The organism is Pseudomonas sp. DWP2-2 (assembly GCF_049897065.1).
In the GTDB taxonomy this organism is placed as follows: Bacteria; Pseudomonadota; Gammaproteobacteria; order Pseudomonadales; family Pseudomonadaceae; genus Aquipseudomonas; species Aquipseudomonas paracarnis.
In genome coordinates this window covers 112381-124383 of sequence record NZ_JAFCVN010000005.1, presented here as the reverse complement: position 1 = coordinate 124383, position 12003 = coordinate 112381, and the positions used below count along the sequence as shown (strand labels likewise).

Annotated in this window: 15 protein-coding genes; 8 read left to right on the top strand and 7 right to left on the bottom strand. The window is 61.0% G+C overall.

Translation table 11 applies throughout. The features are described 5' to 3' along the window. Positions 1-43 precede the first annotated feature (43 nt). The 4 genes from ftsY to rpoH all read left to right on the top strand — a co-directional run bounded on the left by ftsY (position 44) and on the right by rpoH (position 4116). Complete coding sequence (gene ftsY / locus ACP7CZ_RS13270) at positions 44-1444, top strand: signal recognition particle-docking protein FtsY (protein ID WP_294195605.1); 1401 nt, start codon at positions 44-46, stop codon at positions 1442-1444. Further along, positions 1441-2112, top strand: a complete 672-nt coding sequence (ftsE, locus tag ACP7CZ_RS13265) for a cell division ATP-binding protein FtsE (RefSeq protein WP_003195112.1) — start codon at positions 1441-1443, stop codon at positions 2110-2112. The genes ftsY and ftsE overlap by 4 nt, the downstream gene beginning before the upstream one ends. Continuing rightward, positions 2109-3131 carry a permease-like cell division protein FtsX gene (ftsX, locus tag ACP7CZ_RS13260; RefSeq protein ID WP_003195111.1) on the top strand — a complete coding sequence of 341 codons (1023 nt, stop codon included), beginning with the start codon at positions 2109-2111 and terminating at the stop codon, positions 3129-3131. Before ftsE ends, ftsX begins: the two co-directional genes overlap by 4 nt. A 130-nt stretch (positions 3132-3261) precedes the next feature. Continuing rightward, positions 3262-4116 carry an RNA polymerase sigma factor RpoH gene (gene rpoH, locus ACP7CZ_RS13255; protein WP_003176698.1) on the top strand — a complete coding sequence of 285 codons (855 nt, stop codon included), beginning with the start codon at positions 3262-3264 and terminating at the stop codon, positions 4114-4116. 188 nt (positions 4117-4304) lie between these two features. Here rpoH and mtgA read toward each other — a convergent pair whose 3' ends face one another. Further along, the gene (mtgA, locus tag ACP7CZ_RS13250) at positions 4305-5027 is read right to left on the bottom strand and encodes a monofunctional biosynthetic peptidoglycan transglycosylase (RefSeq protein ID WP_200583588.1); all 723 of its coding nucleotides are present in this window, start codon (positions 5025-5027) and stop codon (positions 4305-4307) included. Between the two features lie 74 nt (positions 5028-5101). Between mtgA and ACP7CZ_RS13245 the strand changes: the two genes are divergently transcribed. The 4 genes from ACP7CZ_RS13245 to trmB all read left to right on the top strand — a co-directional run bounded on the left by ACP7CZ_RS13245 (position 5102) and on the right by trmB (position 7340). After that, complete coding sequence (locus tag ACP7CZ_RS13245; RefSeq protein WP_054917012.1) at positions 5102-5476, top strand: DUF423 domain-containing protein; 375 nt, start codon at positions 5102-5104, stop codon at positions 5474-5476. A gap of 79 nt (positions 5477-5555) precedes the next feature. Beyond that, positions 5556-5756: a sulfur carrier protein ThiS gene (gene thiS, locus ACP7CZ_RS13240; RefSeq protein WP_020301926.1), complete on the top strand. Its 201-nt coding sequence runs from the start codon at positions 5556-5558 to the stop codon at positions 5754-5756. Between the two features lie 54 nt (positions 5757-5810). After that, positions 5811-6605 (top strand): thiazole synthase, encoded by a 795-nt coding sequence (locus ACP7CZ_RS13235; protein WP_054897581.1) that lies wholly within the window; start codon positions 5811-5813, stop codon positions 6603-6605. Positions 6606-6614: 9 nt separating this feature from the next. After that, positions 6615-7340 carry a tRNA (guanosine(46)-N7)-methyltransferase TrmB gene (trmB, locus tag ACP7CZ_RS13230; RefSeq protein ID WP_003195101.1) on the top strand — a complete coding sequence of 242 codons (726 nt, stop codon included), beginning with the start codon at positions 6615-6617 and terminating at the stop codon, positions 7338-7340. A 138-nt stretch (positions 7341-7478) separates the two neighbouring features. On the opposite strand, the gene ACP7CZ_RS13225 is transcribed toward trmB, so the two are convergent. From ACP7CZ_RS13225 to metX, 6 genes are read right to left on the bottom strand one after another with little or no spacing between them, the layout of a single operon-like run. Beyond that, entirely contained in the window at positions 7479-7802 is a 324-nt protein-coding gene (locus ACP7CZ_RS13225; RefSeq protein WP_003195099.1) for a DUF3392 domain-containing protein, read from the bottom strand. Between the two features lie 19 nt (positions 7803-7821). Next, positions 7822-9024, bottom strand: a complete 1203-nt coding sequence (gene hemW / locus ACP7CZ_RS13220; RefSeq protein ID WP_070415485.1) for a radical SAM family heme chaperone HemW — start codon at positions 9022-9024, stop codon at positions 7822-7824. After that, positions 9021-9617: an RdgB/HAM1 family non-canonical purine NTP pyrophosphatase gene (gene rdgB / locus ACP7CZ_RS13215; protein ID WP_070415484.1), complete on the bottom strand. Its 597-nt coding sequence runs from the start codon at positions 9615-9617 to the stop codon at positions 9021-9023. Before rdgB ends, hemW begins: the two co-directional genes overlap by 4 nt. After that, a complete protein-coding gene (locus ACP7CZ_RS13210) occupies positions 9614-10048 on the bottom strand; it encodes a DUF4426 domain-containing protein (protein WP_032894709.1) in 435 nt (144 codons plus the stop codon). Before ACP7CZ_RS13210 ends, rdgB begins: the two co-directional genes overlap by 4 nt. Positions 10049-10069: 21 nt before the next feature. Further along, positions 10070-10690 carry a methionine biosynthesis protein MetW gene (gene metW, locus ACP7CZ_RS13205; protein ID WP_003195091.1) on the bottom strand — a complete coding sequence of 207 codons (621 nt, stop codon included), beginning with the start codon at positions 10688-10690 and terminating at the stop codon, positions 10070-10072. Then, on the bottom strand, positions 10687-11838 hold the full coding sequence (gene metX, locus ACP7CZ_RS13200) for a homoserine O-succinyltransferase MetX (protein ID WP_034128945.1): 1152 nt from the start codon (positions 11836-11838) through the stop codon (positions 10687-10689). Before metX ends, metW begins: the two co-directional genes overlap by 4 nt. Positions 11839-12003: the final 165 nt, after the last annotated feature.

Genomic DNA, 12003 nt, shown 5'->3' with positions numbered 1-12003 from the left:
GAAGCGCCCCTTGGCGCGTCGCTACCTTGAGATAGCCGTCTCCATGTTTGGTTCCAACGACGACAAGAAGACCCCAGCTGCGGCTGGCGAGAAGAAAGGCCTGTTCGGATGGCTGCGCAAAAAGCCGCAGGAAACCGTCGTCGAACAGCCACAGGTTCACGCTGAACCCACCCCTGAACCCGTAATAGAAGCCGAACCGGTTGCCGAGACGCCAGTTCCGGTGGTGTTGCCGATGGCTGAGCCGGTGTTGCAGCCGGTCGTCGAGGCCGAGCCGGAACCTGAGCCTGCGCCTGAGCACAAGCCTTGGTTGGAACTGCCGGTGGCCGAAGAGCCTGTGGCGTTGGTGGAGGATGTTCAGGCCGAGCACGTCGTGCCGCCGATTCCTGCAGTGGTTGAGCCGGCGCCGGTAGAGGTTGTGGCTGAAGTTCCGCCCGTCGTTGAAGTGCCGGCACCGGTTGTTGCCGCACCTGCCGTCGTCGAGCCAGAGCCTGTCGCCGCCACCACCGAAACCAGCAAAACCGGGTTTTTTGCCCGTCTCAAGCAGGGCCTGAGCAAGACCAGCGCCAGTATTGGCGAAGGCATGGCCAGCCTGTTCCTGGGCAAGAAAGTCATTGATGACGAGCTGCTGGAAGACATCGAGACCCGCCTGCTCACCGCCGACGTGGGCGTCGAAGCCACCGCCGTGATCATCCAGAGCCTGACGCAGAAGGTCGCGCGCAAGCAGTTGACCGACGCCGACGCCCTGTACAAATCCCTGCAGGCTGAGCTGGCCGCCATGCTCAAGCCGGTTGAAGCGCCGCTGGTGATCACGCCGAAAAAGCCGTTCGTCATCCTCGTTGTAGGTGTAAACGGCGCTGGCAAGACCACCACCATCGGCAAACTGGCCAAGAAGCTGCAGGGGGAGGGCAAGAAAGTCATGCTCGCCGCCGGTGACACCTTCCGTGCCGCAGCCGTCGAGCAGTTGCAGGTGTGGGGCGAGCGCAACAAGATCCCGGTGATTGCCCAGCACACCGGTGCCGACTCTGCGTCGGTGATTTTCGATGCTGTGCAAGCCGCCAAGGCGCGCAACATCGATGTGCTGATCGCCGATACAGCCGGCCGCCTGCACACCAAAGACAATTTGATGGAAGAACTGAAGAAAGTGCGCCGCGTGATCGGCAAGCTTGACGCCGATGCACCCCATGAAGTCCTGCTGGTGCTTGACGCCGGTACTGGCCAGAACGCCATCAGCCAGGCCAAGCAATTCAATCAGACGGTGCAACTGACCGGCCTGGCATTGACTAAGCTCGACGGCACGGCGAAAGGCGGTGTGATTTTCGCCCTGGCCAAACAGTTCGGGTTGCCGATTCGTTATATCGGCGTCGGTGAAGGCATCGACGACCTGCGCACCTTTGAAGCCGAACCCTTTGTACAGGCACTGTTTGCCGAGCGGGAGCGTTCATGATTCGATTCGAGCAGGTCGGTAAACGCTATGCCAACGGGCATGTGGGCTTGCATGAGCTGAGCTTTCGAGTGCGTCGCGGCGAATTCTTGTTTGTCACCGGCCATTCGGGCGCGGGCAAAAGTACGCTGTTGCGCCTGCTGCTGGCCATGGAACGCCCGACCACCGGCAAGTTGTTGCTGGCGGGTCAGGACCTGGCCACTATCAGCAATGCGCAAATTCCATTCCTGCGCCGCCAGATCGGCGTAGTGTTCCAGAATCACCAGTTGCTGTTCGACCGTACGGTGTTCAACAACGTGGCCCTGCCGTTGCAGATACTGGGGCTGTCCAAGGCCGAGATCGTCAAGCGCGTGGATTCGGCCCTGGAGCGTGTGGCCTTGTCGGACAAGACCGACCTCTTCCCCGGCGACCTGTCCACCGGCCAGCAACAGCGTGTCGGTATCGCCCGCGCCATCGTCCATCGCCCGGCCTTGCTGCTGGCGGACGAACCCACCGGTAACCTCGACCCGCGCCTGGCGGCCGAGATCATGGGGGTGTTCGAAGACATCAACCGCCTGGGCACCAGCGTCTTGATCGCCAGCCACGACCTGGCCTTGATTGCCCGTATGCGCCATCGCATGCTCACCCTGCAACGCGGCCGCCTGATCGGCGATGGGGAGGCTGGCGTATGAGTGCTACACGCAGCCCTAAAGTTTCCGAACGGGTGGCTCCGAAGCCAGCCGACCCGCAACCGAAAAAGAAAAAACACGACGAAGACGACGGCCCGGACTTCGGCACCCTGGTGCACGCCTGGATCGAAAGCCACCGCGCCAGCCTGCTGGACAGCCTGCGGCGCCTGGGCAAGCAGCCGATCGGCAGCTTTTTCACCTGCCTGGTCATGGCCGTGGCCTTGAGCCTGCCGATGGGCTTGTCGCTTTTGCTTAATAACGTGGAGCGCCTGGGCGGTTCCTGGCAGCGGGCGGCGCAGATTTCGCTGTACCTGAACCTGGACACCAGCAGCAAGGAAGGCGAAGCGCTGCGTGACGATATCAAGAACATCCCGGGGGTAGCCGAGGCCGAGTACATCAGCCGCGACCAAGCCCTCGAAGAGTTCCAGCAGCAATCGGGCCTGGGCGAGGCGCTCAAGGAGCTGCCGCAGAACCCGCTGCCGGGCGTGGTGTTGGTAACGCCGAACGAGGTCGACAAGCCGGCGCTGGAAGCCCTGCGACAAAAACTCGCAGAGATGCCGAAGGTGCAACAGGCGCAACTTGATCTAGTCTGGGTAGAGCGCCTGGCCGCAATCCTCAAGCTGGGTGACCGCTTTGTGTTCGGCCTGACGGTGTTATTAGTGTCTGCATTACTTTTGGTGATAGGTAATACCATTCGTCTTCATATTGAAAACCGTCGCACCGAGATAGAAGTGATTAAACTGGTGGGCGGCACAGACAGCTATGTGCGTCGGCCTTTCCTGTACATGGGCGCGCTGTATGGCCTGGGTGCGGGGATCTTGTCCTGGGGCGTACTGGCGTTTGGCCTGGATTGGTTGAACGACGCGGTTGTCGGCTTGGCCGGGCTCTACGGCAGTGATTTCGCTCTGGCCGGTGTGCCGGTAGCCGATGGTCTGAGTCTCTTGCTTGGCGCGGTGTTGTTGGGGTATATCGGTGCGTGGATTGCGGTGGCACGGCATTTACGTGAGCTGGCGCCGAAGTAGTTAATGCCAGATTAATGTGGTTTCGTTTGTATTGACCGTATCAGCGGTTTAGGGAACTTGTCCTACGGTTCCCAGGTCAATTTTCGCAGTGCTGAACTGCACGAGTTATGTGAGTCGGAGGTTTTTTCGTATGACCACTTCTTTGCAACCTGCTTATGCCTTGGTCCCGGGTGCGAACCTGGAGGCTTATGTGCACACGGTCAACAGCATTCCATTGCTGACGCCCGAGCAGGAGCGTGAACTGGCCGAGAGTCTCTACTATGAGCAGGATTTGGGGGCGGCTCGGCAGATGGTGCTCGCCCACCTGCGTTTTGTCGTACATATCGCCCGTAGCTATAGCGGCTACGGTCTGGCCCAGGCCGACCTGATTCAGGAAGGCAACGTTGGCCTGATGAAGGCAGTGAAGCGTTTCAACCCTGAAATGGGCGTGCGCCTGGTTTCGTTTGCCGTGCACTGGATCAAGGCGGAAATCCACGAGTTCATCCTGCGCAACTGGCGCATCGTGAAAGTGGCCACTACCAAGGCCCAGCGCAAGCTGTTCTTCAACCTGCGCAGCCAGAAAAAACGCCTGGCGTGGCTGAACAACGAAGAAGTCCACCGCGTGGCCGAAAGCCTCGGCGTGGAGCCGCGTGAAGTGCGCGAGATGGAAAGCCGCCTGACCGGCCATGACATGGCCTTCGACCCAGCCGCCGAAGCGGATGACGACAGCGCCTTCCAATCGCCGGCCAACTACCTGGAAGACCACCGGTACGACCCGGCGCGTCAACTGGAAGACGCCGACTGGAGCGACAACTCCAACCACAACCTGCACGAAGCGCTGGAAGTGCTGGACGACCGCAGTCGTGACATCCTCTACCAGCGTTGGCTGGCAGAAGAAAAGGCCACGCTGCACGACCTGGCGCAGAAGTACAACGTGTCGGCCGAGCGGATTCGTCAGCTTGAGAAAAGCGCGATGAACAAGCTGAAGTTGTCGATCGCCGCTTAAAATGCAGCGAACAAAAAATGCCCCGGTCGAAAGACCGGGGCATTTTTGTTTGTGTTCGAAAAGTCTCAAGCCCAACTCGGTTTAATGTGGGAGCTGGCTTGCCTGCGATGAGGCCGTGTCAGCTGAAGCATGGGTTACTGACCCACCGCTATCGCAGGCAAGCCAGCTCCCACAGGTCCCATATTGTGTCAGTCGGACCACGGTGCCTTTCGAGAGTTGTTCAGCTCCACCAGGTAACCATCCCCGCCCAATTGGCTCATCTGCTGGCGAATCCACGCCGCCCGCCGTGCCACATAGGCCGTCGGATGGCTGGCACTCCACACCCGTGGATTGGGCAATACCGCCGCCAGGTAACTGGCCTGGTGCCGCGAAAGGCCCTTGGCGCTCACGCCAAAATGGTGCCGCGCCGCTGCCTCTGCGCCAAACACACCTTCATCCCATTCCACGCTGTTGAGGTACACCTCAAGAATCCGCTGCTTGGGCCACAACACCTCGATCAAACCGGTAAACCACGCCTCCAGGCCTTTGCGCAAATAGCTGCGGCCGGCCCACAGGAACAGGTTTTTCGACACCTGCTGGCTCAGGGTGCTGGCACCGCGAATCGAGCCGCCGCGTTCGTTGTGCAGAATCGCCGCCTGGATCGCGCCGAAATCAAAACCCCAATGTTGTGGGAAGCGCTGGTCTTCACCGGCCATCACCGCCACTTTCAGGTCATCGGATATTTCATCCCATGGCACCCAACTGCGTTGCAGGTCGATAGGCTCACCGTCGACCCAGGACTCGACCTTGCGCTCCACCATCAGCGCAGTGAACGGTGGCGGCACCACACGAAACAGTAGCACCAGCAACACACTGCCGATGGCAAACCATTTCACGACGTTGAGAAAGCGTTTGAAGAGGACACGCAGCATAGAGATGGCTTGGCCGAACCCGTTGAGCGGGCCATTATACAGACCCTGCCCGATGAGTCTGACTGGAGTTCCCCATGCTGCGTAGCTTTCTGATGCTGGCTGCCTTTTTCGGCTTTACCGGTGTCGCCCTGGGCGCGTTCGCCGCCCACGGCCTGAAAAACCGCCTGAGCATCGACTACCTGGCGATCTTTCATACTGGTGTGACCTACCAGTTGGTGCATGCCCTGGCACTGTTCGGCGTGGCCTTGCTGGCGGCGCATATTCCGGGTCGGCTGGTCACTTGGGCGGGTATTTCGTTTACCGTCGGTATCCTGCTGTTCTCGGGCAGCCTGTATGTGCTGACGATGACCGGCATCAGTAAACTGGGGATCATCACGCCGTTTGGCGGGCTGGCGTTCCTGCTCGGCTGGTTCTTCCTGGGCCTGGCGGCGTGGCGTTTGCAGCTTTGACCGCTTGACGCTTGGAGCTGACCTTCAGGTTCCAATCGCGCTAGAATGCGGGCCCCTAAAAACGATGGCGGCCCGTGGCATGCGCATTCAGTTGAACGGCGAACCCTTTGAACTGCCCGACGGCGAAACCGTTGCGGCCCTGCTGACCCGTCTGGACCTGACCGGGCGTCGCGTCGCAGTGGAGCTCAACCTGGATATCGTCCCGCGTAGCCAGCACGCCGAGACTGCGCTCACCGAAGGTGACCAGATCGAAGTGGTCCACGCCATCGGCGGCGGCTAGCCCGCCACGGCCGCAACGCATTCTGCAGAACCTCATCCAACCAGAGGATTTCCCATGAGCATCGTTCGTAGCGACAAGCCTTTCGTCCTGGCCGGTCGTACCTACCAGTCCCGTCTGCTGGTCGGCACCGGCAAGTACCGCGACATGGAAGAAACCCGCCTGGCCATCGAAGCCTCGGGTGCCGAGATCGTCACCTTCGCCGTGCGCCGCACCAACCTCGGCCAGATCGAGGGCGAGCCGAACCTGCTCGAAGTGCTGTCGCCGGAGCGCTACACCTTCCTGCCAAACACCGCGGGCTGCTACGACGCCATCGAAGCCGTGCGCACCTGCCGCCTGGCCCGTGAGCTGCTCGACGGCCACAACCTGGTGAAGCTGGAAGTGCTGGCCGACCAGAAAACCCTGTTCCCCAATGTGATCGAAACCCTCAAGGCCGCCGAAACCCTGGTCAAGGAAGGTTTCGACGTGATGGTCTACACCAGCGATGACCCGATCATCGCGCGCCAACTGGCAGAAATCGGCTGCATCGCGGTGATGCCGCTGGCCGGTCTGATCGGTTCCGGCCTGGGGATCTGCAATCCGTATAACCTGCAGATCATCCTCGAAGAAGCCAGGATTCCAGTACTGGTGGATGCGGGCGTGGGCACAGCCTCCGACGCGACCATCGCCATGGAGCTGGGCTGCGACGCCGTATTGATGAACTCGGCCATTGCCCATGCCCAGCAACCAATCATGATGGCCCAAGCCATGAACCACGCCATCGTCGCGGGCCGCCTGGCCTACCTCGCCGGGCGCATGCCGAAAAAACTCTATGCCAGCGCCTCTTCGCCGCTGGATGGTCTGATCAAGTAAGAGCTATTGATGACTGAATCAAACGAAACGCCGAACACCGTGGAAGAAGGCGACGAGTCCAAGCACCGCCGCATCAAGAGTTTTGTGATGCGCGCCGGCCGCATGACCGAAGGCCAACAAAAGGGCCTGGAGCAGGGCACGCCGCTGTTCGTGTTGCCCCTGGCCGACGCGCCGGTGGACTATGACCAAGTGTTCGGCCGTTCGGCCCCGCGCTCCCTGGAAATCGGTTTCGGTATGGGCCATTCCCTGCTGGAAATGGCCGCAGCCGCGCCGGAGCAGGATTTCATCGGTGTGGAAGTGCACCGCCCAGGCGTCGGCGCACTGCTCAACGGTGTGCTGACCCAAGGCCTGAAAAACCTGCGGGTCTACGACTGCGATGCGATTGAAGTGCTCAACCGCTGCATCGCCGACAACAGCCTCGACCGCCTGATGCTGTTCTTCCCCGACCCATGGCACAAGGCCCGTCACCACAAGCGCCGCATCGTCCAGGCGTCCTTCGCGGAACTGGTGCGCAGCAAGCTGAAAGTGGGCGGCATCCTGCACATGGCCACCGACTGGGAACCGTACGCGGAATACATGCTGGAAGTGATGAATGTCGCCCCTGGCTACCGCAACCTGGCCGAAGACGGCAAATGCGTGCCACGCCCGGCCGAGCGGCCGATCACCAAGTTCGAACGCCGTGGCGAGCGATTGGGGCATGGGGTGTGGGATTTGAAATTCGAGAAGCTGGCTTAAACAGTCATCAGCTTGAAACGCAATCAAATGTGGGAACTGGCTTGCCTGCGATAGCATCACCTCGGTATCACTGATACACCGAGGTGTCTGTATCGCAGGCAAGCCAGCTCCCACATTTGTTTTGTAGTGCCTGCTGAGTCAGCGGCGGTCTGCTACCACGCCAATCAACACCAGCACCACGATCAACACCGGTGCCAGGCTGTAGTTATTGAACTGGCTCAACCCCCGCACAATCCACGGCGTGGCATAGATCAACGCCGCACCGCTGCCGATCAGGCACAGCAGGGCCATCAAGGGTACGCGCAAGGCGCCGGCGATGCTGCCCAGGCGCGCTTCGACCCAGCCCTTGATGTCGGCGCCGAACAGAACCAGCAAACAGCCCACAAGGGCCAACGAGATTTCCGACAGGTTGCTACGGCTCCAGCGGGATACGGTGGCGAGCAGGTCGAGTACCAGATCCATTCGATTTCCTTAAGAGCTATCAGCTCAAAAACTTCTGCAACAGGTCATTGAGAAAGAGTTGCCCGCGGTCGGTGGCCGCCAGGCGTGACGGTTCGACCTGCATTAATCCACTTTGTTCTGCGTCGCGGCGGCCTTCATCGAGGCTGGCCAGATCGAGGCCGGTGCGCTCGGCGTAGAGCTTGGCATCAACCCCTTCGGTGAGGCGCAGCGCGTTCATCAGAAACTCGAACGGCAGTTCATCGTTGGTCAGTTCTTTCGCGCCGGCCTGGAAGCTTTTGGCCGGGTTGAGGTAGTCCTTTGGTGCACGGGTTTTCCAGGTGCGGATAATGCGCCCGTCCGGGTGGCTGAGCTTGCCGTGGGCCCCGGCGCCGATGCCGATAAAGTCGCCAAAGCTCCAGTAATTGAGGTTATGCCGCGCCGGCCGTCCCGGTTGGGCGTAGGCCGAGACTTCATATTGTGCGTAACCGTGTTCGGCGAGCAGTGCCTGGCCGGCTTCCTGGATATCCCACAGCGTGTCGTCTTCCGGCAGCGCGGGCGGCTGGTTCCAGAACACGGTGTTGGGTTCCAGGGTCAGTTGGTACCAGGACAGGTGCGTCGGCTTGAGTGCAATGGCCTGGCGCAGGTCGCCCAAGGCGTCCTCCAGGGACTGGTTGGGCAGGCCGTGCATCAAGTCCAGGTTGAAGTTGTCGAACCCGGCCTGGCGCGCCATGCCGGCTGCGCGCACGGCGTCATCGCCATTGTGGATGCGGCCCAGGGCTTCAAGCTTCTCTTGCTGGAAGCTCTGGATGCCGATGGACAGGCGATTGATCCCCAGTTTGCGGTACGCCACGAACTTCTCTTGTTCGAACGTCCCGGGGTTGGCTTCCAGGGTGATCTCGATATCGTCAGCAAACGGGATACGCGCTTGAACGCCCTTGAGCAGGCGGCCCAGTGCAGCCGCGCTGAACAGGCTGGGCGTGCCGCCGCCAAAGAAGATCGAACTCAGCTTACGGCCATATACGGCGTGCAGGTCTTGGTCCAGGTCGGCCAGCAGGGCATCCACATACTCTTCTTCCGGCAGCACTTTGCTCGCGGTGTGGGAGTTGAAGTCGCAATACGGGCATTTACGCACGCACCACGGGATGTGGATATACAGCGCCAGGGGCGGCAGATGGGGCAGGGCCGCCCGTGGTGTTTGCGCGCCACCGTGGATCAGCGGCTGCGCAGAGGTGTTCTGGGTCATTTCAAACCCAGGCGCTGGCGCAGCAACGCCATGGCGCGGGCGCGGTGGCTGATCTGATTTTTGTCGGCCGGGCTCAGTTCAGCGCTGGAGACATTGCGCTCCGGCACCCAGAACAGCGGGTCATAGCCAAAGCCATGTTCACCGCTGGCCGCGTGCAGGATGCGCCCGTGCCACAAGCCTTCGCACAGAATCGGCAGCGGGTCGTCGGCATGCCGCACCAGGGCCAACACGCAGACGAACTGCGCACCACGCTCGGCCTCCGGCACGTCTTTGAGGGCGTCGAGCAGCTTGACGTTGTTGGCTGCATCGCCCTGGCCGTCGGCGTAACGGGCCGAGTAGATACCAGGGGCGCCGCCGAGGAAATCCACGGCCAGGCCCGAATCATCCGCCAGGGCCGGCAGGCCAGAGATACGCGCAGCATTGCGGGCCTTGAGGATGGCATTCTCGACGAACGACAGGCCGGTCTCTTCCGGTTCGACCTGGCTGAACTCGCCGATCGAACGCAGTTGCACAGACTCACCGAGCATGGCCTGCAGTTCTTTGAGTTTGCCGGCGTTATGGCTGGCGAGTACGAGTTGGGTAAGGTTCATCATTGGGCGGGGAACAGTTCTTGGTTGAATTGGAAGCCGTGGGCCTTGCCGCCGGTTTCAACGTTGATGGTGAAGGTCTTGTATTCCCGTTGCGTCACGGTGTAGGGCGCGAGGTAGCTGATGCCGCCTTTTTCTTCGATCTGCTTGAACGTCAGGATCTCGCTTTTGCCGCCCAGGTCCTTGATAGTGCCGGTGACTTGCGCGGCCACTGGGCTTACGCCCTTGATCACGGTGACGTTGATCAACCCCTTCTCCTTGCTGCGCACCACGCCGACTTTCTGGGCGGTCTCGGGTGGCAGGAAGCTTGAAGTGAAGGTGTTGTAATGAACGGTGATATCGCCAAAGTCTTTTTTGCGATTAGCGTCGATAGTGTCGGCGGCCATGGCGCTGGCGCCCAGGCATGCGGTCAATAGAAAAATAGCCAAACGACTCATGAACGTCCCTCTTGAAGATGATTAGACGGCAACTTTGTGGTCGGTCAGGCCAGGACTGCTGACCCGGTAGATACCAATTTCGCCCAACAGGTTGGGCCATAGCTTACTCGCCCAGCCGTGGCGGTGCTGTTGATCGACGGCAAGGCGGTTGATCACCTTGGCTTCACGTTCGCCACACAGGGCTTCGAAGTCTTCGAAGGTGCAAAAGTGGATGTTCGGCGTGTTGTACCAAGTGTACGGCAGGAAGTCGGAGACCGGCATGCGCCCCTTGGTGGCCAGGTACCAGCGGCAGCGCCAGTGGCCAAAGTTGGGGAAGGTGATGATGCATTGGCGGCCCACGCGCAGCATTTCGTCGAGGATGCGGTCCGGGTAGTGCACCGCTTGGAGGGCTTGGGTCATCACCACGATATCGAAGCTGTTGCTGGCAAAGTTGCCCAGGCCCTTGTCCAGGTCCTGCTCGATCACGTTGATGCCCTTGGCCACGCATTGGGCGATGTTGTCCGGGTCGTTTTCCAGGCCGTAGCCGGTGACTTGCTTGTGGTCGCGCAGCCAGCTCAGCAGTTCGCCGTCGCCGCAGCCCAGGTCGAGCACGCGGCTGCCGGCGGGGATCCAGTCTTGGATGATTTCCAGGTCGGCTCTCATGGCGTTCTCACAAGCGAAATACGGTTCATGTAGTTACTGAACGCCTGCAGGTAGCGTGGGATCGGAATCAGGAAGGCGTCGTGGCCTTGCGGTGCATCGATCTCCAGGTAGCAGACGTCTTTCTTGGCGGCCATCAGGGCATCCACCAGCTCACGGGAGCGCGCTGGCGAAAAGCGCCAGTCGGTGGTGAACGACATCACGCAGAACTTGGCCGTGGCGTGCTCGAAGGTTTTCGCCAGGTCGTCATCGTGATTGGCGGCCGGGTCGAAGTAGTCCAGGGCCTTGGTCATCAGCAGGTAGGTATTGGCGTCGAAACGCCCCGAGAACTCCTCGCCCTGGTAACGCAGGTAGCTTTCCACCTGGAACTCGACGCTGTGGAAGTCGTAGTTGAGCTTCTCGCTCTTGAGGCCACGGCCGAATTTCTCGCCCATGGAATCGTCGGACAGGTAGGTAATGTGGCCGACCATCCGCGCCAGCATCAAACCACGCTTGGGGATCACGCCCGCTTCCTGGAACGAACCGCCGTGAAACTCGGGGTCGGTGAGGATGGCCTGGCGTGCCACTTCGTTGAAGGCGATGTTCTGCGCCGACAACTTGGGCGCCGAGGCGATAGCCAGGCAGTGGCGCACACGGTCCGGATAAGTGATGGTCCATTGCAGCGCCTGCATACCGCCCAGGCTGCCGCCAATCACGGCGGCCCACTGGCTGATGCCCAACAGGTCGGCGAGGCGTGCCTGGCTGTGCACCCAGTCCTCTACCGTCAGCACCGGGAAGTCGGCGCCGAACGGCTTGCCGGTTTCCGGGTTGAGGCTGCTGGGGCCGGTGGAACCGTTGCAGCCGCCAAGGTTGTTCAGGCTGACCACAAAGAACTTGTTGGTGTCGATGGGCTTGCCGGGGCCGATGCAGCTGTCCCACCAGCCGGGCTTGCGGTCGTCAACGCTATGGAAGCCGGCGGCGTGATGATGGCCGGATAAGGCATGGCAGATCAGCACGGCGTTGCTCGCCGTGGCGTTCAGTTGGCCATAGGTTTCGTAGATCAGGTCGTAGGCCGGCAACGAACGGCCGCAGGCCAGGGCCAGCGGTTCGCTGAAGTGCGCCACTTGTGGCACGACCAGTCCAACAGAATCGGGGGGGAAGGCAGCTGGCATCGACCCTGCTCTCGTTTAAATGAGGCGTAAGTCTAAAGAGCGGGGACCCTAGCGGCAAGCAAAGGTCGGGGTTAGCGTGATCGTTCCCACGCTCCGCGTGGGAATGCCTCTTGGGACGCTCTGCGTCCCGTCCTTGTGACGCGGAGCATCACGGGCTGCATTCCC

Bases quoted from the DNA above. Each gene is read 5' to 3' on its own strand.
- thiS (WP_020301926.1), top strand. From the start codon at position 5,556: ATGCGCATTCAGTTGAACGGCGAACCCTTTGAACTGCCCGACGGCGAA.
- metX (WP_034128945.1), bottom strand. From the start codon at position 11,838: ATGCCAGCTGCCTTCCCCCCCGATTCTGTTGGACTGGTCGTGCCACAA.
- hemW (WP_070415485.1), bottom strand. From the start codon at position 9,024: ATGACCCAGAACACCTCTGCGCAGCCGCTGATCCACGGTGGCGCGCAA.
- ftsE (WP_003195112.1), top strand. From the start codon at position 1,441: ATGATTCGATTCGAGCAGGTCGGTAAACGCTATGCCAACGGGCATGTG.
- trmB (WP_003195101.1), top strand. From the start codon at position 6,615: ATGACTGAATCAAACGAAACGCCGAACACCGTGGAAGAAGGCGACGAG.
- ACP7CZ_RS13245 (WP_054917012.1), top strand. From the start codon at position 5,102: ATGCTGCGTAGCTTTCTGATGCTGGCTGCCTTTTTCGGCTTTACCGGT.
- mtgA (WP_200583588.1), bottom strand. From the start codon at position 5,027: ATGCTGCGTGTCCTCTTCAAACGCTTTCTCAACGTCGTGAAATGGTTT.
- ACP7CZ_RS13210 (WP_032894709.1), bottom strand. From the start codon at position 10,048: ATGAGTCGTTTGGCTATTTTTCTATTGACCGCATGCCTGGGCGCCAGC.
- ACP7CZ_RS13235 (WP_054897581.1), top strand. From the start codon at position 5,811: ATGAGCATCGTTCGTAGCGACAAGCCTTTCGTCCTGGCCGGTCGTACC.
- rpoH (WP_003176698.1), top strand. From the start codon at position 3,262: ATGACCACTTCTTTGCAACCTGCTTATGCCTTGGTCCCGGGTGCGAAC.
- ACP7CZ_RS13225 (WP_003195099.1), bottom strand. From the start codon at position 7,802: ATGGATCTGGTACTCGACCTGCTCGCCACCGTATCCCGCTGGAGCCGT.
- metW (WP_003195091.1), bottom strand. From the start codon at position 10,690: ATGAGAGCCGACCTGGAAATCATCCAAGACTGGATCCCCGCCGGCAGC.
- ftsY (WP_294195605.1), top strand. From the start codon at position 44: ATGTTTGGTTCCAACGACGACAAGAAGACCCCAGCTGCGGCTGGCGAG.
- rdgB (WP_070415484.1), bottom strand. From the start codon at position 9,617: ATGATGAACCTTACCCAACTCGTACTCGCCAGCCATAACGCCGGCAAA.
- ftsX (WP_003195111.1), top strand. From the start codon at position 2,109: ATGAGTGCTACACGCAGCCCTAAAGTTTCCGAACGGGTGGCTCCGAAG.